Source organism: Streptomyces sp. NEAU-YJ-81 (genome assembly GCF_017592595.1).
Classification (GTDB): Bacteria; Actinomycetota; Actinomycetes; order Streptomycetales; family Streptomycetaceae; genus Streptomyces; species Streptomyces hygroscopicus_B.
Genome location: NZ_JAGFNO010000001.1, coordinates 1,017,574 through 1,039,737 on the forward strand (window position 1 = coordinate 1,017,574; position 22,164 = coordinate 1,039,737).

Here is a 22,164-nt window from a genome sequence, read left to right on the forward strand (position 1 = left end):
TTGCGCCCCGGTCAGGGCCTGCGCCCCGGGGGCAGGGCTTCTGCGCCCCCGGTCAGGTCTTGCCCGCCCGGTCAGGTCTTGCCCGCGCGGTCAGGTCTTGTCCGCCCGGTCAGGGCTTACGCGCTACGCCCGCGAAGATCCACAGGTCCTTGGCCTCCGACTCTGCCCTGGCCTGTTCGTTATCGGGCTTCCAGCGGTGGGGCATCACCACGCCCGGGTCGACCAACTCCAGCCCGTCGAAGAACGGAAGGACCTCCTCCTGGGTGCGGCCCTGCACATGGATGCCGCTGCTGCGGTAGAGGTTGGTCACCGCATCCGAGACCCCGCCGCGGGGGTCGAGCCCACCGTGCGAGAGCACGAGGTAGCTGCCCGACGCCAGGGGCTCGACCAGCTCTCGCACGATCTCGTACGGCTTCTGCTCGTTCGCGATGAAGTGCATGATCGCGTTGAGCGACAGGGCGATCGGCTGGGACAGATCGAGGGTGTCGGTCAGATCCTCGGCGGCCAGGATGCCCTGCGGTTCGGTCACGTCCGCGTGGATGTAGGCGGTGCGGCCCTCGGGTGTGGAGAGCAACAGGGCCTGGGCGTAGGCCAGCACGATGGGGTCGTTGTCCGCGTAGACGACCCGGGAGTCCGGGGCGATCTCCTGGGCGACCTGGTGGAGGTTGGGCTCGGTGGGTATACCGGTGCCGATGTCCAGGAACTGCCGTATGCCCGCCTCGCGCGCGAGCCAGCGGGTCGCGCGGTGCATGAATGACCGGTTGGCGCGGGTCCACGGCTTGACGTCGGGCCAGACGGCCTCGACCTGTTCGGCGGCGAGGGTGTCGACCGCGTAGTGGGTCTTACCGCCCAGGAAGTAGTCGTACATGCGGGCCGAGTGCGGCTTGCTGGTGTCGATCTCATCGGCACGAAAGCGGTTACCGGTCATATCCCTCACATTACTGGTGAGTTGGCTGCCACAAGACGGTAGTTCCCGAACAAAGTGTGCGCCGTGAGGCTTCCGCAACATTGTGAACGGCCCGTGAAGATCGTACAGTTGTCGCATCCGGCTCCGCCCGCGTATCTCCGCGGCGGGGCCCTCATCTTTCTGTGTGCATCACAGACGGGTGAGCGGGTGCGTCGCAAGGAGGGGAGCGCGCCCGCGCACCAGGCCAGGGCGCCGGATCGCCGCCGGGAACGGCGACGGTCCGGCGCCGCGCCGCCGCGGGTGCGGTCGCCATCGCGGGTGCGTGGCGTGCGTGCTCAGGGTGGGCGCGGCGGCTGTTCTGCGGCGTGGGTCGTTCGGGTCGTTCCGTACGTCAGCCGCTCTGCGCGTCGCCGTTCCGCGAGCCGTTGATCGCCGTGTCCCGGGCCCGTACGTACCAGACGCCGAGCAGTCCGAGGGCGCCGCCGGCCAGGCAGGTCCACAGCCACCACAGATGTCCGTGCTCGTCGAACCAGCGGTAGAAGGGCAGCTGGACGAGGAAGAGGACGAACCACACGATCGTGCCGCCGGTGATCGTGGCCACGACATTGCCCTCGAGCGGCTCCGGCGCCTCGTGCTTGGGGGTCCACTTCGTCATGGCCACAGCTTAAGGGGGCCGGTCATGGGCCCGGTCGGGGCCGTGCCGGGACCGGTTTGGCGATCGGGCCTTAATAGTTTCATACTCAATGCTTTCGGGTCTGGCTGGAATGTCTTGTTCGATCGTCCAAAAGACCCGCTGTTGATGTTCACGCAAGACTGAGGTCATCCATGTCCCCCTCGGCCCCCGCGCCGGTCGACGCCAGCGAACAGGCTCCGATTCCCCCCATGAACGGCATCGACAAGTTCTTCAAGATCAGTGAGCGTGGCTCCTCGGTCTCCCGGGAGATCCGTGGCGGCCTGGCCACGTTCTTTGCGATGGCCTACATCGTCGTACTGAACCCGATCATCCTCGGGGCCGGTACGGACAAGTTCGGGCATCAGCTCAACAACGGCCAGCTCGTCACCGCCACCGCGCTGATCGCGGGCCTGACCACGCTGCTCATGGGGATCATCGGCAACGTCCCCATCGCGCTCGCCGCGGGCCTTGGCATCAACGCCGTGGTCTCGCTGCAGCTCGCACCCAAGATGAGCTGGCCGGACGCGATGGGCATGGTGGTGCTCGCGGGTCTGGTGCTGATGATCCTCGTCGCCTCGGGGCTGCGGCAGCGGGTGATGGACGCGATCCCGGCCGGGCTGCGGCGCGCGATCGCGATCGGCATCGGGCTCTTCATCGCCCTGATCGGCCTGGTCGACTCCGGCTTCGTCAGCCGTAACCCCGACTCCGCGCACACCACCGTCCCCCTGGGTCTTGGGGTAGCCGGGCGGCTGCAGGGCTGGCCGGTGCTGGTGTTCGTGGCCGGTCTCGCGCTCACGTTCATCCTGATCGTCCGCAAGACGCGCGGCGCGATCCTGATCGGCATCGTGACCATGACCCTGGTCGCGATCGTGATCAACTCCCTGGCCCACATCCCGGACGCCCAGTGGGGGCTGACCATCCCCAAGGTGCCGGAGAAGGTGGTCGACACCCCGGACTTCGGCCTGGTCGGCCATGTCAGCCTCTTCGGGGGCTTCCATGAGGTCGGCCTGCTCACCGGCTGTCTCTTCGTCTTCACCGTGCTGCTGTCCGGTTTCTTCGACGCGATGGGCACGATCATCGGCGTCGGCGAGGAGGCCGGGCTGACCGATGAGCGCGGGCAGCTCCCGGGCATGGGCCGGATCCTGATGGTGGACGGCGTCGCGGTCGCGGGCGGCGGCTTCGGCTCGGCCTCGGCCAACACCTGCTTCGTCGAGTCCACGGCGGGCGTCGGGGAAGGGGCGCGCACCGGACTCGCGAACGTGGTGACCGGCGGTCTCTTCCTGCTCGCGCTGGTCTTCACCCCACTGGCCAAGGTGGTGCCCTCGCAGGCCGCGACGCCCGCGCTGGTGGTCGTCGGCTTCCTGATCATGGCGGCGAACGTCAAGGAGATCGACTGGAGCGATTTCACGATCGCGATCCCGGCCTTCCTGACCATGATCTCGATGCCGTTCACCTACAGCATCACCAACGGGATCGGGCTGGGCGTGCTCTCGTTCCTGCTGCTGCGCATCGCCACCCGGCGGACCAGGGAGATCCCGTGGCTGCTGGGCGCGGTGGGGCTGTGCTTCCTGGTGTACTTCCTGCTCAACCCGATCGAGCAGGCGCTCGGCGTCTCCTGAGCCGAGCCGTAGTCTCCTGAGCCGAGTCGGCGTCTGAGTCGAGTCGTCGTTCTGCCCTGGCGCACCCGCCCTGGCGCACCCGCCCTGGCATATGTCGTCCCTTCCTGAGCGCCCAGGACCGTAGGTGTCCTGGGCGCTCAGGCGTTTCGCCGAGCGTCACTACCCGGAGTCAACTCACTCGTTCGGGTGAAATAGAAATAGGGACGTAACCAGGGTTTTCATTAGGCGAGGTAATGAGTTATGCTAAAGACCATGCCGGATCTGTCCCGCTCCCAGCACAATGCGGAGGCGCGCCCCGATGACGCGGCCGCCGTGAGCGTCCTGCGGTCGGCAGTGATGCGTCTCTCGCGGCGGCTCAAGCACCAGCGGGTGGACGAGTCGCTCAGCCCGACCGAGATGGCGGTCCTGGGCACGCTTGCCCAGTGCGGCTCAGCCACCCCCGGTGAGCTGGCCCGCAAGGAGCACGTCCAGCCGCCGTCGATGACCCGCATCGTGGCCCTGCTGGAGGCCAAGGGACTCGTCAGGCTTGAGCCGCATCCGGAGGACCGGCGGCAGAAGGTCGTCTCGCCGACCGAGCGGGCTGAGGCCATGCTCGAGGAGAGCCGACGCAAGCGCAACGCCTGGCTGGCCGAGCTGGTCGGGGAGCTGACCGAGGACGAGTGGGACGTGCTGCGCGCCGCCGCGCCCGTGCTGGAGAAGCTCGCGCATTTGTAAGAACAACCGAGGCAGCCAGGAGGCGAACACACTTGAGTACGGGACCCGGAGCAGACTCCGCACCCGCACCGAAGCACCCCACACACTCCGCACCGGACCCCGCATCCCCCGCCACCACGGGACGCACCCGGGGCGGGACCTTCAGTTCGCTGAAGGTCCGTAACTACCGGCTGTTCGCCACCGGTGCCATGATCTCCAACACCGGCACCTGGATGTCGCGGATCGCCCAGGACTGGCTGGTCCTCAGCATCACCGGCTCCTCCACCGCCGTCGGCATCACCACCGCGCTGCAGTTCCTGCCCATGCTGCTCTTCGGACTGTACGGCGGGGTCCTCGCGGACCGATGTCCCAGACGGCGGCTGCTGCTGTTCACCCAGACCGCGCTGGGGCTGTGCGGGCTCGCCCTCGCCGCCCTCACGCTCAGCGGCCATGTGCAGGTCTGGCATGTCTATCTGATCGCGTTCCTGCTCGGCATGGTCACCGTCGTCGACAACCCGACCCGCCAGGTCTTCGTCAACGAGATGGTCGGCCCCAAGGACCTGCGGAACGCGGTGAGCCTCAACTCCGCGAACTTCCAGTCCGCCCGGCTGGTCGGCCCGGCGGTCGCCGGTGTGCTGATCACCGCCGTGGGCAGTGGCTGGGCCTTCCTGATCAACGGACTCTCCTTCGCCGCCCCGATCATCGGGCTGCTGCTGATGCGCACCAGTGAGCTGCACAAGGTCGAGCGGGCGCCGCGCGGCAAGGGGCAGCTTCGGGAAGGGCTGCGCTATGTCGCCGGGAACCCCGATCTGATCTGGCCGATCGTGCTCGTCGGCTTCATCGGCACCTTCGGCTTCAACTTCCCGATCTGGCTGAGCGCCTTCGCCGACGATGTCTTCCACGCCGGACCCGGTACGTACGGCCTGCTCAACACCCTGATCGCGATCGGCTCGGTGGCCGGTGCGCTGCTGGCCGCCCGACGCGTGGTGGCCCGGCGGCGGCTGCTGGTCGGGGCCGCGCTGATGTTCGGCGTGCTGGAGATGGTCGCGGCGGCGACCCCGTACTTCTGGCTCTTCGCGGCGCTCATGGTGCCGATCGGGATCTTCAGCCTGACGTTCAACGTGACCGCGAACTCCAGCGTCCAGCTCGCGACCGATCCCGCGATGCGGGGCCGGGTGATGAGCCTGTTCATGATGGTCTTCGTCGGCGGTACGCCGATCGGCGGCCCGCTGATGGGCTGGCTGACCGACACCTGCGGCGCGCGCGTCGGCTTCGCCGCGGGCGGTCTGGTCTCGGCCGCCGCCGCGGGCACGGTGGGGCTGCTCCTGGTCCGGGCCGGCGGTCTGCGGGTGAAGCTGGATCTCCGCCGCGGCCACCCGCGTGTGGTCTTCGTCCCCCGCACACCGGAGGACAAGCAACTCGCCGCCACGGCCTGAGCCCACCACGGAACTCAGCCCCTCCGGCGTTTGAGGAGCGGGGTCCGGGGCGGAGCCTCGGCGGGGTCAAAGAGGCGGAGCCCCTTCCCGCCCCGTGGGGGAGACTGGGCGGATGAGACTCTTCGCCGCCGTCTTGCCGCCGGACGCGGCCGTCGCCGAGCTGGCCGCGCGGGTCGAGGCGCTCCAGGCGCTGCCGGGGGCGGACGGGCTGCGCTGGACCGAGCGGGAGGGCTGGCACTTCACGCTCGCCTTCTACGGCGAGGTGGCCGAGGAGGTGCTGCCCGAGCTGCACACCCGGCTGGCCCGTGCCGCCCATCGGCATCGCGCCCACGAGCTGCGGCTGGCGGGCGGGGGCCGGTTCGACGACCGGGTGGTGTGGGTGGGCGTCGACGGCGACAGCGAGACCCTGCGGCGGCTGGCCGACTCCGCCGAGGCGGGGGGCCGACGGATCGGGGTCCCGATGGACCGGCACCGTCCGTACCATCCGCATCTGACCATCGCCCGTGCCCGTTCCTCCCGCCACCGCTCCGCCACCAGCCTGGTGCCGTACGTGGACGGGCTCACCGACTTCGCGGGCCGGGAGTGGACCGTGGGCGAGCTCTGCCTGGTCCGCAGCCATCCACCGGCCCCGGGCGTTCCCGGGCGGCAGCCGCGCTACGAGGTGTTGGCGGCGTGGCCGCTGGGGCACTGAGCGGTCCGGCTGATGGGCCACTGAGCGGTCCGGCTAATCTCAAGCCTGTGGACCCCAAGACCAGAAACATGATCATGAGCGGCGCGCTGGTGCTGATTCTCGTCGTCGTCGCCGCTGCGGCCGCCCTGGGCGGCTAGAGCCGCCATAGGACGCGTAAAGGCAGGGGGCGCGGGCCGCGTACGGCCCACGCCCCTCAGCGCCTTCGCTTACCGCCCCAGCGGCGACCGCCTCTGCGGCTACCGCCCGGCGGCGGCTACCAGGCGAACGCCTCCGGCGACGGCCCCGGACCCGGGAAGATCTCGTCCAGCTCCGTCAGCACTTCCTCGCTCAGCTTCAGCTCCGCGGCGCGTACCGCCGAGGCCAGCTGCTCGGCCGTGCGCGGGCCCACGATCGGGCCGGTCACCCCGGGGCGGGTGAGCAGCCAGGCCAGGGCCGCCTCGCCGGGCTCGATGCCGTGCTTGGCCAGCAGGTCCTCGTACCGCTGGATCTGATCGCGCACCGCCGTGTTCTTCAGCGCGTCGGCGCTGCGCCCCGACGTGCTGCGCGATCCGCCGCCCTCGCGCTCCTTGCGGAGCGCGCCGCCGAGCAGTCCGCCGTGCAGCGGCGACCAGGGGATGATGCCCACGCCGTAGCCCTGTGCGGCCGGGATGACCTCCATCTCGGCGCGGCGCTCGGCCAGGTTGTACAGGCACTGCTCGCTGACCAGCCCGTACGAGCCACGGCGGGCCGCGGTCTCATTGGCCTGGGCGATGTGCCAGCCCGCGTGGTTGGAGGAGCCCGCGTAGATGATCTTGCCCTGCTGGACGAGGACGTCGATCGCCTGCCAGATCTCGTCCCACGGGGTGGAGCGGTCCACGTGGTGGAACTGGTAGAGGTCGATGTAATCCGTGCCGAGCCGCTTGAGGCTGGCGTCCACGGCCCGGCGGATGTTGACGGCCGAGAGCTTGTCGGAGTTGGGCCAGGGCTCACCCTCGGCGGCCATGTTTCCGTACACCTTGGTCGCGAGGACGGTCTTCTCGCGCCGCCCGCCGCCCTTGGCGAACCAGCTCCCGATGATTTCCTCGGTGCGGCCCTTGTTCTCGCCCCAGCCGTACACATTGGCGGTGTCGAAGAAGTTGATACCCGCGTCGAGCGCGGCATCCATGATCGAGTGGCTGTCGGCTTCCTCGGTCTGCGGACCGAAGTTCATGGTGCCGAGGACAATCCGGCTGACCTTGAGACCTGTGCGTCCAAGCTGCGTGTACTCCATGGGATCAGCCAAGCCGTTGGAGTGCGCTCTAATCAAGGGGGCGGGCCGGGGCATCGGTGCCCCGGCGACTGCCGGCGGTTGTGAATTCCCGTGGAAAACCCGAAGGCCCGCTTTTTGGCCCCCCGTGCGGTCAAAAAGCGGGCGTCATGGGATTTCTTGAGGCCGACCTATTTTGATCAGCGGGCAGCGCGGGCCTTCATAAAGCCGAGCGCGCCGAGGGCCAGGGCCATCAGTGCGCCGATCAGGACCATGTAGAGCCCCGGTCCAGCGGTCATTTCGTACAGCTTCGCGGCCTGCTCCGCCGCCTTTTCCGCGACCTTCTGCGACACTCCCTCGTCGTCCTTCAGCTTCTGGGTGACCAGCCGCTCGGGGTCCGCCATGTTGATGGCCGCGACGATCGCCATGGCCAGCCCCAGAACCCCGCCGACCAGGTAGAGCGCCGCCTTCTTGGTGGCCATGGCGACGATGAACAGGATCCCCGCGACCAGGGCGATGATCAGCGTGATGATGCCATCGCCGTCGATGCCCTTGATGCCCCCGGTGGCGCCCTCGGCGTCGGAGACCACCCAGTTCACCATGGAGCCGACCAGTGCGATGACCGAGCCGACGATCGCGAAGATCGCGATCTTCTTGGACGGCGCGGCCGGTGCGGCCGGTGACGCGTGTGCGGCACCGCCGCTCGGGGCCCCTGCGGAATGCATGGGGGGCGCGCTTTGCGCATAAGAGGACTGGCTGTATTCGCTCATGAGCCCAGACCGTAAGCGGGGCCTTTCTGCATTGCAATGCCGCCGCCCGCTATGCCGTCAATGACCGATAAATTTCTCGCCGAAATAATCCCCGGATGAGGTCAAATAATCTGCGGGTTATTTCGGGCTGGCCGCCCGCACAAATAATTGACAGAAGTTATCTGCCCGTGATCGCCGGAGTCATGCACGGGGGAGTCATACATGGGTGGCGGGAGCCTCTCGGCGCCTGGCCGGGGGAGTCGCTCGGCGCCTGGTGGGCGAGTCGCTCCGTGCCTGGCCGGAGGGAGTCCTCCGGCGTGGTTCTGGCGCCGGACGCCCCCGGCGGGATGGCAGGCTTGGGCCCATGCGTCCGCTTCCGTTCGTACTCGGTGCCGCCGCGCTGCTGACCGTGTCCGCAGCCGCCCCGGCCGCCGCCGACGACTCGTCGTCGCCGTCTCCCTTCACGATCGAGGATCCACGGATCACCGAGTCCAGCGGCCTGGCCGCGAGCCGCCTCCACCCCGGCGTCTACTGGACGCACAACGACAGCTCGGACGGGCCGTACGTCTACGCCGTCGACGGCAGGACCGGCAAGACGGTCGCGCGGGTCACCCTGCGCGGCATAGGGGATCCCCGCGATGTGGAAGCGATCTCGATAGGGCCGGACGGCAATCTCTACGTCGGCGACATCGGCGACAACCTCGGCGGTAAGTGGTCCCATGTGTGGATCTACCGCTTCCCCGAGCCGAAGCAGCTCAAGGACATCACCGTCACCGCGACCCAGTTCACCGTCAAGTACCAGGGCGGGCCGCGCGACGCCGAGGCGCTGATGGTCCATCCCAAGACGGGCCGCGTCTATATCGCCAGCAAGAGCGACGAGGACGCCGGGCTGTACGCCGGACCGGCCACGCTGAGCCCCTCGGGGGTGAATGTCTTCCGGCGGGTCTCCGACCTCGACATGGAGGTCACGGACGGGGCGTTCGCCCCGGACGGCACCCGGCTCGTCCTCCGCGGCTATTTCTCGGCCGCCGAATACCGCTGGCGGGACGGAAAGCCGACGCGGCTCGAGGAGGAGCCGGGGCTGCCCCTGCAGCGGCAGGGCGAGTCGGTCACCTTCACCCCGGACGGCGGCACGCTCATGTACGGCACCGAGGGCGCGGGCTCCAAGGTGACGCCGGTCGACCTCGGCGGGGAGCTGCTGCCGGACGCCACCGCGAAGGAGCAGAAGAAGAACGGGAAGTACTCCGACCGCGTCGACGGCAAGCTCACCGAGGACGAGAAGAACGGCAACCTGGTCAAGGCCGGGGTCACCTTCGCCGGTGCGCTGGTCGTGTTCCTCGGCCTGCGCAGGCTCTTCCGCCGGGGCCGCTCCTGATCGTCAGCGCAAGCGAGATCGTCCGCGCAAGCGAGACCGTCAGCGCTGCGAGATCGTCAGCGCATGCGAAGGGGCCCGCGGCCGGTGCTCGGCCGCGGGCCCCTTGCGTACGGGCGTAAAACCGCGCCTCAGAGGTGCTCGCGCCTCAGAGGTGCTCGATGACGTAGTCCACGCACGCCGTCAGCGCCTGGACGTCCGCCGGGTCGACGGCCGGGAACATCGCCACCCGTAGCTGGTTGCGGCCCAGCTTGCGGTACGGCTCGGTGTCCACGACGCCGTTGGCCCGCAGCGCCTTGGCGACCGCGGCGGCGTCGATCTCCTCGGTGAAGTCGATCGTGCCGATGACCTGCGACCGCTTGGCCGGGTCGGCCACGAACGGGGTGGCGAACTTGGACTCCTCGGCCCAGCCGTACAGCGTGCGCGACGAGGTCGCGGTGCGCCGTACCGCCCAGTCCAGACCGCCCTGTCCGTTGATCCACTTCAGCTGGTCGTCGAGCAGGAAGAGCGTCGCCAGCGCCGGGGTGTTGTACGTCTGGTTCTTCAGCGAGTTGTCGATCGCGGTCGGCAGCGAGAAGAACTCCGGGACGTGCCGGCCGGAGGCGTGGATCCGGGCGGCGCGCTCCAGCGCGGCGGGCGAGAACACGCCGATCCACAGACCGCCGTCCGCCGCGAAGGACTTCTGCGGCGCGAAGTAGTAGACGTCCGTCTCGGCGATGTCCACCGGCAGACCGCCCGCCCCGGAGGTCGCGTCCACCAGCACCAGCGCGCCCTCGTCGGCGCCGGCCACCCGCTGGATGGGCATGGCGACACCGGTGGAGGTCTCGTTGTGGGTGAAGGCGTAGACGTCCGTGCCGCTCTCGGCGCGCGGCTCCGGGTGGGTGCCGGGGTCGGAGGAGATCACCGTGGGCTCCTCCAGCCACGGCGCCAGCTTCGCCGCCTTGGCGAACTTCGAGGAGAACTCGCCGAAGGACAGATGCTGGGACTTGGAGTCGATCAGCCCGTGGGTCGCGATGTCCCAGAAGGCGGTGGAGCCGCCGTTGCCCAGGATGACCTCGTACCCCTCCGGGAGTTGGAAGAGCTCACGCACCCCTTCGCGCACCGCGCCGACCAGGTTCTTGACCGGGGCCTGGCGGTGGGAGGTGCCGAGCAGGGAGCTTCCGGTGGCGGCCAGGGCGCTCAGCGCCTCGGTGCGCACCTTGGACGGGCCCGAGCCGAAGCGTCCATCGGCGGGCTTGATGTCATCGGGAATCCGGATCTCAGCCACGACCGAAGCCTAATCCGTCGGCCCCCGCGGTCCGACCGTGCGTCCAGCGGCTGAGACGGTACGTCCACATCCTGTTGACGCGGGAGGTGAGGCCGGTGTAGGGGCGATCGGGGAACGCGACGGCCATGAATCGGAATTGGACATTCTCAATGGCCCTCTCGCCGTGGACCATGGAGGCATGGCTGATCACCAGGCAGACGAGTTGGAGCAGGCGCTGCGGCGGGCCGTCCGCGGGGACGTCTCCTTCGATACGGCGAGCCGGGCCCTGATGACCATGGACGCGTCGAACTATCGACGGGTGCCGGACGGTGTGGTCGCGCCCCGGGACGCGGACGATGTGGCGGCGGCGCTGGCCGTCTGCCGGGAGCGCGGGGCGCCGGTGGTCGCGCGCGGCGCCGGGACCTCGATCGCGGGGCAGGCCACCGGGCTCGGCGTCGTCCTCGACTTCACCCGCCATATGCGCGGCATCGTCTCGCTCGACCCGGAGCGGCGGACCGCCGTCGTCCAGCCGGGCGTGATCCTCGACGACCTCCGTACGGCGGCCGGCGCCCATGGGCTGACCTTCGGCCCCGACCCGTCCACCCACAGCCGCTGCACCCTCGGCGGCATGATCGGCAACAACTCCTGCGGCTCCCACTCGGTGGCCTGGGGCACCACCGCCGACAACGTCCACGAGCTGGACGTCCTCACCTACGGCGGGGAGCGGGTGCGCGCCGTCCAGGGCCTCCACGACCTGCCCGCCCGGCTCCGCGACGGCATACGGTCCCTGGCCGGTCACCACCTGGCCCTGCTCCGCACCGGCTTCCCCGAGCTGCCCCGCCGGATCTCCGGCTACGCCCTGGACGAGTTGCTGCCCGAGAAGCACGCCGACCTCGCCCGCGCCCTCACCGGCAGCGAGGGCACCCTCGGGGTGGTCACGGAGGCGACCGTAAGGCTGGTGGAGGCGCCCGCCGCCCGCGCCCTGGCCGTACTCGGCTACCCCGACGAGAGCGCGGCGGCCGAGGCCGCGCACACCCTGCTGCCGTACGGTCCGCTGACCGTCGAGGGCATGGCCGCCGATCTGGTCGCCGGGGCCTCCGGGCTGCCCAAGGGCGGCGCCTGGCTGTTCGTGGAGGTCGGCGGCGCCACCCGCGAGGAGGCGCTCTCCCGCGCCCAGGAGGTGGCCCGCGCCGCCGCCGAGGCCACCACCGGCCACACCGTCGTCGCCGACCCGGCCGGGCAGCGCGCCCTGTGGCGGGTGCGCGAGGACGCCTCCGGGACCGCCACCCGGATGCCGGACGGCAGTGAGGCATGGCCCGGCTGGGAGGACTGCGCGGTGCCGCCGCCCCGGCTCGGCGCCTATCTGCGTGACTTCCGCGCGCTGATGACCCAGCACGGGCTGCGCGGCACGCCGTACGGGCACTTCGGGGACGGCTGCATCCACGTCCGCATCGACTTCGACCTGCTGACCGAGCCCGGGATCCGGATCTTCCGCGCCTTCTCCTCCGACCTCGCCGATCTCGTCGTCGCCCACGGCGGCTCGCTCTCCGGTGAGCACGGCGACGGGCTGGCCCGCGCCGAGCTGCTGCCGCGCGTGTACGGGGCGGAGATGGTCGGCCTCTTCTCCCGCTTCAAGGACCTGTGGGATCCGGAGGGCGGCCTCAACCCCGGCGTCCTGGCCCGCCCGCAGCGCCTGGACCAGAACCTGCGCTTCGATCCCCTGCCGAGGCGCCCGGTGGACGTCGAATTCGGCTATCCGCACGACAAGGGGGACTTCTCGGCGGCCGTCCGGCGCTGTGTGGGCGTCGCCAAGTGCCGTAACGAGTCGGTGTCCGGCTCCGGGGTGATGTGCCCGTCGTACCGCGTGACCGGCGAGGAGAAGCACTCCACCCGCGGCCGCGCCCGGCTGCTGCACGAGATGCTCGCGGGTGAGGTCGTCCAGGACGGCTGGCGCTCGGAGGAGGTACGGGACGCGCTCGACCTGTGCCTGTCCTGCAAGGGCTGCCGCAGCGACTGCCCGGTCGAGGTCGACATGGCCACGTACAAGGCGGAGTTCCTGCACCACCACTACGAGGGACGGGTGCGGCCCGCCGCGCACTACTCGATGGGCTGGCTGCCGGTGTGGCTCCGGGCCGCCTCCCGCCTGAGGGCCGCGCCCGCCGCCAACGCCCTGGCGGGCGTACCCCCGCTGGCGGCCCTGGCCAAGCGCATGGGCGGGATCGCGCCCGAGCGCGACATCCCGGAGCTGGCCCGGGAGCCCTTCACGCGGTGGTGGCGGGAGCATGCCCGTACGGTGCCTCGCGCCGGGAACGGTGCCCGCACCGTCGTGCTGTGGCCCGATACCTTCACCAACCACCTCTCCCCGTCCGTCGGCCGCTCGGCGGTCGCCGTACTGGAGGCGGCCGGGCTGCGGGTGGTCGTCCCGCCGGGGCCCGTGTGCTGCGGCCTGACCTGGGTCTCCACCGGCCAGCTCGACCGCGCCCGCGCGGTCATGCGGCGCACCCTGGACGTCATGGCCCCGGCCCTGGACGCCGGACTTCCGGTGGTCGGCCTCGAACCCAGCTGCACCGCCGCCCTCCGCACCGACCTCCCCGAACTCCTCGGCGCCGACCCGCGCGCCGCGCGCCTCGCCGAGTCCGTCTCGACGTTCGCCCAGGCCCTGGAGGAGTACGCCCCCGACTGGCGGCCCTCCAAGGTCGACCGCCCCGTCGTCGGCCAGACCCACTGCCACCAACACGCCGTCCTCGGCGACGCCGCCGAGAGCCGCCTACGTGAACGTGCGGGCCTTACGGGCGCGTTGAGCGGCGGCTGCTGCGGCCTGGCGGGCAACTTTGGCTTCGAGGACGGCCACTACGACGTCTCGGTGGCCTGCGCCGAGGAGCAACTGCTGCCATCGGTGCGCGCCGCGGACCCCGGCACGGAGATCCTGGCGGACGGCTACTCCTGCCGCACCCAACTGAACCAACTGGCGGGCCGGAAGAGCCGGCACCTGGCGGAGGTCCTGGCGGAACGGCTGCCCTGACGCCCAAGTCCGGTTACGACGACTCCGCCGCCTCCCCAGGCGCGGGGTCGTCCTCCGGCTCATCACAGCCGCGAGTCGGCCCCGGCGCAGCAGCAACCAGCAGCGCGTACTCGCGATGGCGGCTCCGTCGAGCCGGTCCATCGCGTCGTCCAGCGCTTTGGTGAGGGCTGTTTCGGCGGCGTCGAACTGGCGCGTCTGCACCATGAGCCAGCCGGTGAGCTGAAGTAACCGCCCCCGCAGGTGCCGACCGCGTGGGTCGAGCGCGGCGAGCATGTCGGCGTCACGCAAGAGGGAGGGGAGTACAGGACGCAGGTCGGCGAACCGGTCGCCGGAGAAGAGGGGCAGCGCGGCCTTGATCGCCGCCCTGACCCCGTCCACGGTGGGGGCCTGGTCGGCACCGCGATCGCCTACCGGGGAGGTCAGGGCGTGGCGTACTGGCCCCCACTGTTCCAACGTGGCTTCGTCGGCGTCGTCCTCGCGATGTCCTGCGATGAGCCGCGTCGTGGACACGCCCAGCGCCGCCGTGAGCTTCCGGGCGGTTTCGAGGCGCGTGTCTTGCTGTTCGCCCTGTTCGAGCTTCCTGATCCAGGAGAGGGAGACTCCCGATGCTTCCGACAAGCCGCGCTGCGTCAGCCCCCGACGCTTCCGGATGTCGCGCAGCCGTGCACCGATGTGGTCCTGACTGTTGTCGGGCATGCTCAGCTCCTTCGGGCTTCGACAAGGGACACGTACCCCTGGGCAAACGCGGCGAAATGTCGGTCAGTCACCCTGACCAGTGCAGGGTTCCGTCTGTGCCTCCCCCGGACAGCCGGGCTGCACCGGGTTGCCCCCCGGCGCGTTGAGCCCCTGCGCTCGCCCCGGGGGCGGGCGCAGCCCTGGCGTCGTGTCCCAACCGGCTGAATCATGCAAGCGTGCTTGATTGTTTCTTGTCGCGCTGCCACCCTCGCTCGACAAGAACGAAGGACAGCCGACACACGACTGACCCGACGACGGGAGCGACGCGTGTCCGAGACGGAGGCTCTGCTCGGCGATCTGCGGGCGGAGGGGGACGAGTTGGACGGTCTGGTGGCCGGGCTCGGGGGCGCGGAGTGGCGTACGGCGACGCCCGCGCCCGGGTGGAGCATCGCGCACCAGATCGCCCATCTCGCGTGGACCGACGAGCGGGCCGTACAAGCCGTCGAGGACCCGCAGGGGTTCGCCGACGAGGTGCGCCGGGCGTGGACCGCGCCGGAGGCGTTCGTGGACGAGGGCGCCGAGCGCGGGGCGGCCGAGCCGCCCGAGGCGCTGCTGGAGCTCTGGCGCACGGGGCGGGAGCGGTTGCTCCGGACGCTGGCCGCGCAGCCGCCGCGCGCCCGGCTGCCGTGGTACGGGCCGCCGATGAGCGTGATGTCGATGGCGACCGCCCGGCTGATGGAGACCTGGGCGCACGGGCAGGACGTCGCCGACGCGTTGGGTGTGCGCCGGGCCCCCACCGCCCGGCTGCGCCATGTGGCCCGGATCGGGGTCCGGGCGCGGGGCTACGCGTACGCGGCGCGGGGGCTGGAACCGCCGGCCGAGGAGTACCGGGTCGAGCTCACCGGCCCGGACGGTGAGTTGTGGACGTACGGGCCCAAGGACGCGGCCCAGCGGGTGACCGGGCCCGCGCTGGACTTCTGTCTGCTGGTGACCCAGCGGGCGCACCGCGACGATCTGGCCGTACGGGCCGAAGGGGCGGACGCGGACCGCTGGCTGGACATCGCGCAGGCGTTCGCGGGCCCGCCCGGCAAGGGCCGCGCCCCGGGGCAGGGAGCGGGTCACCCGGCGGGTGGCGACGGCACGGGTGACGGCGGCGCGAGCGGCGACCGCGCCGGAGGCACCCCGTGACCCCGCCGCCCCCACCCCTCCGTATCGGCAACGCCTCCGGCTTCTACGGCGACCGCTTCGACGCGGTGCGCGAGATGCTCACCGGTGGCCCCCTGGACGTGCTGACCGGGGACTATCTCGCCGAGCTGACCATGCTCATCCTGGGCCGGGACCGTGCCAAGGACCCGGCGCGGGGCTATGCCACCACCTTTGTGCGCCAGCTCGAGGACACCCTGGGGCTCGCCATGGAGCGCGGCGTACGGCTCGTCACCAACGCGGGCGGGCTCAACCCGGCCGGGCTGGCCGACGCGATCCGCGCCCTTGCCGAGCGGCTCGGCATCGCCTGCCGGGTCGCCCATGTCGAGGGCGACGACCTCCTCGGCGCCCGCGGCTGGGGGCCGGGCGTGGTCACCGCCAACGCCTATCTCGGCGGCGCCGGTATCACGGCCTGTCTGCGCGGTGGCGCGGATGTGGTGGTCACCGGGCGGGTGACGGACGCCGCGCTGGTGACGGGCCCGGCCGCGGCGCACTTCGGATGGGCCGCCGACGACTGGGACGCGCTCGCCGGAGCCGTGGTCGCCGGGCACATCCTGGAATGCGGTACGCAGGCGACCGGCGGCAACTACTCGTTCTTCACCGAGCACGACCTCCGCCGCCCCGGCTTCCCCCTCGCCGAGATCCACCCCGACGGCTCCAGCGTGGTCACCAAGCATCCGCACACCGGCGGCGCCGTCACGGTCGGGACCGTCACCGCCCAGCTCCTCTACGAGACGGCGGGCGCCCGTTACCCGGGCCCGGATGTCACCGCCCGGCTGGACTCGGTGCGGCTCATCCCGGACGGCCCGGACCGGGTGCGCGTCCACGGCGTACGGGGTGAGGCGCCGCCCCGCACCCTCAAGACCGGGCTGACCCGGCTCGGCGGCCACCGCAACGAGGTGGTGTTCGTGCTCACCGGCCTGGACATCGAGGCCAAGGCGGCGCTCGTACGGGACCAGATGGAGGGGGCGATGAGCAAGCGCCGCCCCGCCGAGGTCCGTTGGACCCTCTCCCGTACGGACCACCCCGACGCGGCCGTGCAGGAGGAGGCGAGCGCGCTGCTGCGGCTGGTGGTCCGCGACCGGGATCCGGCGGCGGTGGGCAGGGCGATCAGCGGCGCGGCCGTCGAACTGGCCCTCGCCAGCTACCCCGGCTTCCATGTCACCGCCCCGCCCGGAAAGGGCTCCCCTTACGGCGTCTTCGAGGCCGTGGACACCCCGGCCGACACCGTGCCGCACACCGCCGTACTGCCGGACGGCTCCCGGCTGACCATCCCCCCGGCCCCCACCACGCCCGCCGCCGGGGGTTCGGCGGACGAGCCGCCCCTTCCGCCGCCGCTGCCGCCGGGGCCGACCCGCCGCGCCCCGCTGGGCGCGGTCGCCGGGGCCCGCAGCGGCGACAAGGGCGGCAGCGCCAACATCGGCGTCTGGGCGCGAAGCGAGGACGCCTGGCGCTGGCTGGCCCACACCCTCACCGTCGACCGGCTGCGCGAACTGCTCCCGGAGACGGCCCCGTTGAAGATCACCCGCCATCCGCTGCCCCGGCTGCGGGCCCTGAACTTCGTCGTGGAGGGTCTGCTCGGCGAGGGCGTCGCCGCGCAGGCCCGTTTCGACCCCCAGGCCAAGGCCGTCGGCGAATGGCTGCGCTCACGCCATCTGGACATACCGGAGGTACTGCTTTGACCGCCCGTTCCGGTCCCCGGGCCACAGCCGTCGGCGACGGGTCGCCCTCTCGCCGCCTGGACATCCCGGAGGTATCGCTGTGACCGCGCTCGCGTCCGCGCTCGACCCCGCAGGCGCCGATCACACGGCCCATCGGGAGGCGATGCTCGCCAAGCTCGCCGAGTTGGAGGGCGAGCACGCCAAGGCGCTCGCCGGGGGCGGTGAGAAGTACGTTCAGCGCCATCGCAAGCGCGGCAAGCTGCTGGTCCGCGAGCGGATCGAGCTGCTGCTGGACCCCGACACCCCCTTCCTGGAGCTGTCGCCGCTGGCCGGCTGGGGCAGCGAGTATCCGGTGGGGGCCTCGCTCGTCACCGGCATCGGGGTGATCTCCGGTGTGGAGTGCCTGATCAGCGCCAACGACCCGACCGTACGCGGCGGGGCCAGCAACCCCTGGACGCTCAAGAAGTCGCTGCGCGCCCATGAGATCGCCCGCGCCAACCGGCTCCCGCTCGTCAGCCTCGTCGAGTCCGGCGGCGCCGATCTCCCGTCCCAGAAGGAGATCTTCATCCCGGGCGGGGCGATGTTCCGCGATCTCACCCGGCTGTCCGCCGCCGGAATCCCCACGATCGCCGTGGTCTTCGGCAACTCCACCGCCGGAGGCGCGTACATCCCCGGGATGTCCGACCACGTGATCATGGTCAAGGAGCGCTCCAAGGTCTTCCTGGGCGGTCCGCCGCTGGTGAAGATGGCCACCGGCGAGGAGAGCGACGACGAATCGCTGGGCGGCGCCGAGATGCACGCCCGCACCTCCGGCCTCGCCGACTACTTCGCCACCGACGAGCCCGAGGCGCTGCGCCAGGCCCGCCGCGTCGTCGCCCGCCTCAACTGGCGCAAGGCGCAGGCCGATCCGGGGCCCGCCGAACCGCCGAAGTACGACGCCGAGGAGCTGCTCGGCATCGTCCCCGGCGATCTCAAGATCCCCTTCGATCCGCGCGAGGTGATCGCCCGGATCGTGGACGGCTCGGACTTCGACGAGTTCAAGCCGTTGTACGGGCGCAGCCTGGTGACCGGCTGGGCCGCGCTGCACGGCTATCCGGTCGGCATCCTGGCCAACGCCCAGGGGGTGCTGTTCAGCGAGGAGTCCCAGAAGGCCGCGCAGTTCATCCAGCTCGCCAACCAGCGCGACATCCCGCTGCTCTTCCTGCACAACACCACCGGCTATATGGTCGGCCGCGACTACGAGCAGGGCGGGATCATCAAACACGGCGCCATGATGATCAACGCCGTCTCCAACTCCCGCGTCCCGCATCTGTCGGTGCTCATCGGCGCCTCGTACGGCGCCGGTCACTACGGGATGTGCGGCCGGGCGTACGACCCCCGCTTCCTCTTCGCCTGGCCCAGCGCCAAATCCGCCGTGATGGGCCCGCAGCAGCTCGCCGGGGTGATGTCGATCGTCGCCCGGCAGTCCGCCGCCGCCAAGGGGCAGCCGTACGACGAGGAGGCCGACGCCGCGCTGCGCGCCATGGTGGAGCAGCAGATCGAGTCCGAGTCGCTGCCGCTCTTCCTCTCCGGGCGGCTCTACGACGACGGCGTCATCGACCCGCGCGACACCCGCACCGTGCTCGGCCTGTGTCTGTCCGCCCTGCACACCGCGCCGGTCGAGGGCGCGCGCGGTGGCTTCGGCGTCTTCCGGATGTGAGTGAGGAACCCGTGATTCGTTCCCTCCTGGTCGCCAACCGCGCCGAGATAGCGCGGCGTATCGTCCGCACCTGCCGTGACCTCGGCATCGCCACCGTCGCGGTCCACTCCGACGCGGACGCCGGCGCGCCCCACGCACGCGAGGCCGACACCGCCGTACGGCTGCCGGGCGACGCCCCGGCCGACACGTATCTGCGCGGCGACCTCCTCGTGAAGGCCGCCCTGGCAGCCGGGGCCGACGCCGTCCACCCCGGCTACGGCTTCCTCTCCGAGCACGCCGACTTCGCGCGCGCCGTAAGGGACGCGGGGCTGGTGTGGGTGGGGCCGCCGCCCGAGGCGATGGAGGCCATGGCCTCCAAGACCCGCGCCAAGGAGATCATGCGCAAGGCGGGCGTGCCGCTGCTCGACGCGATCGACCCGGCCGAGGCCACCGCCGATGATCTGCCCCTGCTGGTCAAGGCGGCGGCGGGCGGCGGCGGCCGTGGCATGCGGGTGGTCCGCGAGCTGGCCGCCCTCCCCGCCGAACTCGACTCCGCCCGCGCCGAGGCGGCCTCCGCCTTCGGCGACGGTGAGATCTTCGTGGAGCCCTATATGGAGGGCGCCCGCCATGTCGAGGTCCAGGTGTTCGCCGACACCCACGGCACCGTCTGGATCCTCGGTACCCGCGACTGCTCCCTCCAGCGCCGCCACCAGAAGGTCATCGAGGAGGCCCCGGCCCCCGGCCTCGACGAGGAACTGCGGCGCTCCCTGGCCGAGTCGGCGGCGGACGCGGCGCGCGCCATAGGCTACGAGGGCGCGGGCACGGTGGAGTTCCTGGTCTCGCCCGCGGGGCGGGCGTACTTCCTGGAGATGAACACCCGCCTGCAGGTCGAGCACCCGGTCACCGAGGAGATCTACGGCCTTGACCTGGTGGCGCTGCAACTGCGGATCGCGGAGGGGGAGTCCCTCGACGCCGAGCCTCCGGCGCCCCGGGGACATGCCGTCGAGGCGCGGCTGTACGCCGAGGACCCGGCGCGTGACTGGCGGCCACAGACGGGGATCATGCACCGGCTGGAGATCGCCGGGCTGCGGGTCGACTCCGGGCCGGCCGACGGGGACGCGATCGGCGTCCACTACGACCCGATGCTGGCCAAGGTCATCGCCGTCGCGCCCACCCGGGCGGAGGCCGTGCGGCGGCTGGCCCACGGGCTGGAGCGGGCCCGGATCCACGGCCCGGTGACCAACCGGGAGCTGCTCGTACGGGCCCTGCGGCACCCGGAGTTCGCGGCGGCCCGTATGGACACCGGCTTCCTCGAACGCCATCTGGCCGAGCTGACCGCTGCCGCCTCCGACGACGACGAGGCGGCCTCGCTCGCCGCCCTCGCCGCCGCCCTGGCCGATGCGGCGCGGCGGCCGGGGACCGCGACCGTGGCCGGGCGGTTGGGCGGGTGGCGGAACGTGCCCTCCCAGCCGCAGTTGAGGAGCTACCGCGCCGAACCGGGCGGCACCGAGCACGAGGTGCGCTACCGCCTCACCCGCGATGGGCTGCTCGCGGAGGGCATGCCCGACGTCCGGGTGCTGGGCGCCGAAGCGGGGCGCGGCGCGGAACCGGGGTTGGGCACCGACCCTGGGCCGCACGTCACCCCGGGGCGGGTCGTCCTCGATGTGGCCGGGGTCCGGCGGACGTTCGAGGTGACGGCCTATGGGGACCGCCGCTACGTCGACACTCCCCGGGGCGGCCATGTGTTCACCGCGCTGCCCCGCTTCCCCGACCCCACCACCCGTGCCGAACCGGGCTCGCTGCTGGCGCCCATGCCGGGCACGGTCGTCCGGGTCGCCGAGGTGGCGGTCGGGGACCGGGTCGAGGCCGGACAGCCCCTGCTGTGGCTGGAGGCCATGAAGATGGAGCACCGCGTCACGGCGCCCGCCGCCGGGGTGCTCACCGCCCTGCACGCCACCACCGGCCGCCAGGTCGAGGTCGGAGCCCTGCTCGCCGTCGTGGCGGCGGGGGAGTGACGAACCCCGGCGCACCACGCAGAACGTCCGGGCCCGGACAGCCCGTCCGGGCCGTGCGGGACAGCACACGGCCCGCACAACGCATCGCAAGTGGGAGGAGCCGTCCATGACCAGCCCGCATACGCCCGTGGACACCCCGGAGCGCGTGGCGCTCCGCGCGGCGGTGTCGTCGTTCGCCAAGGGACACGCCCCGGGCGGCCCCCAGGAGCGCGACGGCGTTCGCCAACTGTGGGCCGAGGCAGGCAAGCTCGGCTATCTCGGCGTCAACCTCCCCGAGGAGTACGGCGGCGGGGGCGGCGGCATCACCGAGCTGTCCATCGTCCTGGAGGAGCTGGGCGCCGCGGGCTGCCCGCTGCTCATGCTGGTCGTCTCGCCCGCCATCTGCGGCACCGTCATCGCCCGGTTCGGCACCGCCGAGCAGAAGGAGCGCTGGCTGCCCGGTCTGGCCGACGGCAGCCTCACCATGGCCTTCGGCATCACCGAGCCCGACGCCGGATCCAACTCGCACCGCATCACCACCACCGCCCGCCGGGAGGAGGGCGGCGGCTGGATACTCAACGGCCGTAAGGTCTTCATCTCGGGCGTGGACATCGCCGACGCGACCCTGATCGTCGGCCGCACCGAGGACGCCCGGACCGGGAAGCTCAAGCCCTGCTTGTTCATCGTCCCGCGCGAGGCGCACGGCTTCTCCCACCACCACATCCCCATGGAACTGGCCGCCGCGGAGAAGCAGTTCGAGGTGGTGCTGGACGACGTACGGCTGCCCGCCGACGCGCTGGTGGGCGACGAGGACGCTGGGCTGCTCCAGCTTTTCGCGGGGCTCAACCCGGAGCGCATCATGACGGCGGCGTTCGGGCTGGGGATGGGCCGCTACGCGCTCGACAGGGCCGTCGACTACGCCCGCACCCGCCAGGTGTGGAAGGAGCCCATCGGCGCCCACCAGGCGATCGCCCACCCCCTCGCCCAGGCCCATATCGAACTGGAGCTGGCCCGGCTGATGATGGCGAAGGCGGCGTACCTCTACGACACGGGCGATGACGCGGGCGCGGGCGAGGCCGCCAACATGGCCAAGTACGCGGCCGGGGAGGCCACGGTGAGGGCGGTGGACCAGGCCGTGCACACCCTCGGCGGCAACGGCCTGACCGTCGAGTACGGGCTGGCCCGGCTGATCACGGCCGCTCGGGTGGCCCGGATCGCCCCCGTCAGTCGGGAGATGATCCTCAACTACGTCTCCCACCAGACCCTGGGGCTGCCGAAGTCGTACTGACCTCTCGCTGAGCCTTCCGCTGCGAGGGCCTG

The 22,164-nt window shown here is 71.4% G+C and carries 16 protein-coding genes and 1 pseudogene; 11 read left to right on the forward strand and 6 right to left on the reverse strand.

Annotated elements, in window-relative coordinates; translation table 11 throughout:
• Window positions 1–109 precede the first annotated feature (109 nt).
• Complete coding sequence (locus J5X86_RS04455; RefSeq protein ID WP_208515444.1) at window positions 110–928, reverse strand: SAM-dependent methyltransferase; 819 nt, start codon at window positions 926–928, stop codon at window positions 110–112.
• 370 nt (window positions 929–1,298) lie between these two features.
• Window positions 1,299–1,562, reverse strand: a complete 264-nt coding sequence (locus J5X86_RS04460) for a DUF2530 domain-containing protein (protein WP_078642074.1) — start codon at window positions 1,560–1,562, stop codon at window positions 1,299–1,301.
• A gap of 170 nt (window positions 1,563–1,732) precedes the next feature.
• Between J5X86_RS04460 and J5X86_RS04465 the strand changes: the two genes are divergently transcribed.
• From J5X86_RS04465 to thpR, 4 genes are all read left to right on the forward strand, one after another.
• Window positions 1,733–3,199, forward strand: a complete 1,467-nt coding sequence (locus tag J5X86_RS04465; protein WP_208515445.1) for an NCS2 family permease — start codon at window positions 1,733–1,735, stop codon at window positions 3,197–3,199.
• A gap of 252 nt (window positions 3,200–3,451) precedes the next feature.
• Window positions 3,452–3,913, forward strand: a complete 462-nt coding sequence (locus J5X86_RS04470) for a MarR family winged helix-turn-helix transcriptional regulator (RefSeq protein WP_243979244.1) — start codon at window positions 3,452–3,454, stop codon at window positions 3,911–3,913.
• A 32-nt stretch (window positions 3,914–3,945) separates the two neighbouring features.
• Window positions 3,946–5,328, forward strand: a complete 1,383-nt coding sequence (locus J5X86_RS04475) for an MFS transporter (protein ID WP_208515447.1) — start codon at window positions 3,946–3,948, stop codon at window positions 5,326–5,328.
• Window positions 5,329–5,440: 112 nt separating this feature from the next.
• Entirely contained in the window at window positions 5,441–6,019 is a 579-nt protein-coding gene (thpR, locus tag J5X86_RS04480; RefSeq protein ID WP_208515448.1) for an RNA 2',3'-cyclic phosphodiesterase, read from the forward strand.
• A gap of 253 nt (window positions 6,020–6,272) precedes the next feature.
• Here thpR and J5X86_RS04485 read toward each other — a convergent pair whose 3' ends face one another.
• Window positions 6,273–7,268 carry an aldo/keto reductase gene (locus tag J5X86_RS04485; RefSeq protein ID WP_208515449.1) on the reverse strand — a complete coding sequence of 332 codons (996 nt, stop codon included), beginning with the start codon at window positions 7,266–7,268 and terminating at the stop codon, window positions 6,273–6,275.
• A 176-nt stretch (window positions 7,269–7,444) separates the two neighbouring features.
• Complete coding sequence (locus tag J5X86_RS04490) at window positions 7,445–7,969, reverse strand: hypothetical protein (protein ID WP_208515450.1); 525 nt, start codon at window positions 7,967–7,969, stop codon at window positions 7,445–7,447.
• Window positions 7,970–8,357: 388 nt separating this feature from the next.
• On the opposite strand from J5X86_RS04490, the gene J5X86_RS04495 reads away from it, so the two are divergent.
• A complete protein-coding gene (locus tag J5X86_RS04495; protein ID WP_208515451.1) occupies window positions 8,358–9,368 on the forward strand; it encodes a hypothetical protein in 1,011 nt (336 codons plus the stop codon).
• Window positions 9,369–9,513: 145 nt separating this feature from the next.
• On the opposite strand, the gene serC is transcribed toward J5X86_RS04495, so the two are convergent.
• Complete coding sequence (serC, locus tag J5X86_RS04500) at window positions 9,514–10,632, reverse strand: phosphoserine transaminase (RefSeq protein ID WP_208515452.1); 1,119 nt, start codon at window positions 10,630–10,632, stop codon at window positions 9,514–9,516.
• A 178-nt stretch (window positions 10,633–10,810) separates the two neighbouring features.
• On the opposite strand from serC, the gene J5X86_RS04505 reads away from it, so the two are divergent.
• Window positions 10,811–13,633, forward strand: a complete 2,823-nt coding sequence (locus tag J5X86_RS04505) for an FAD-binding and (Fe-S)-binding domain-containing protein (RefSeq protein ID WP_208515453.1) — start codon at window positions 10,811–10,813, stop codon at window positions 13,631–13,633.
• A 510-nt stretch (window positions 13,634–14,143) separates the two neighbouring features.
• On the opposite strand, the pseudogene J5X86_RS50400 reads toward J5X86_RS04505, so the two are convergent.
• A pseudogene (locus J5X86_RS50400) lies at window positions 14,144–14,329 on the reverse strand (helix-turn-helix domain-containing protein); the annotation flags it as partial.
• A 306-nt stretch (window positions 14,330–14,635) separates the two neighbouring features.
• Between J5X86_RS50400 and J5X86_RS04515 the strand changes: the two are divergent.
• The 5 genes from J5X86_RS04515 to J5X86_RS04535 all read left to right on the forward strand — a co-directional run bounded on the left by J5X86_RS04515 (window position 14,636) and on the right by J5X86_RS04535 (window position 22,132).
• Window positions 14,636–15,496 carry a TIGR03084 family metal-binding protein gene (locus tag J5X86_RS04515; RefSeq protein ID WP_208515454.1) on the forward strand — a complete coding sequence of 287 codons (861 nt, stop codon included), beginning with the start codon at window positions 14,636–14,638 and terminating at the stop codon, window positions 15,494–15,496.
• Window positions 15,493–17,193, forward strand: a complete 1,701-nt coding sequence (locus tag J5X86_RS04520) for an acyclic terpene utilization AtuA family protein (RefSeq protein WP_208515455.1) — start codon at window positions 15,493–15,495, stop codon at window positions 17,191–17,193. Before J5X86_RS04515 ends, J5X86_RS04520 begins: the two co-directional genes overlap by 4 nt.
• A 79-nt stretch (window positions 17,194–17,272) precedes the next feature.
• Entirely contained in the window at window positions 17,273–18,871 is a 1,599-nt protein-coding gene (locus J5X86_RS04525) for an acyl-CoA carboxylase subunit beta (protein ID WP_208515456.1), read from the forward strand.
• Between the two features lie 11 nt (window positions 18,872–18,882).
• Entirely contained in the window at window positions 18,883–20,865 is a 1,983-nt protein-coding gene (locus tag J5X86_RS04530; protein WP_208515457.1) for a biotin carboxylase N-terminal domain-containing protein, read from the forward strand.
• 106 nt (window positions 20,866–20,971) lie between these two features.
• A complete protein-coding gene (locus J5X86_RS04535) occupies window positions 20,972–22,132 on the forward strand; it encodes an acyl-CoA dehydrogenase family protein (RefSeq protein WP_208515458.1) in 1,161 nt (386 codons plus the stop codon).
• Window positions 22,133–22,164 lie beyond the last annotated feature (32 nt).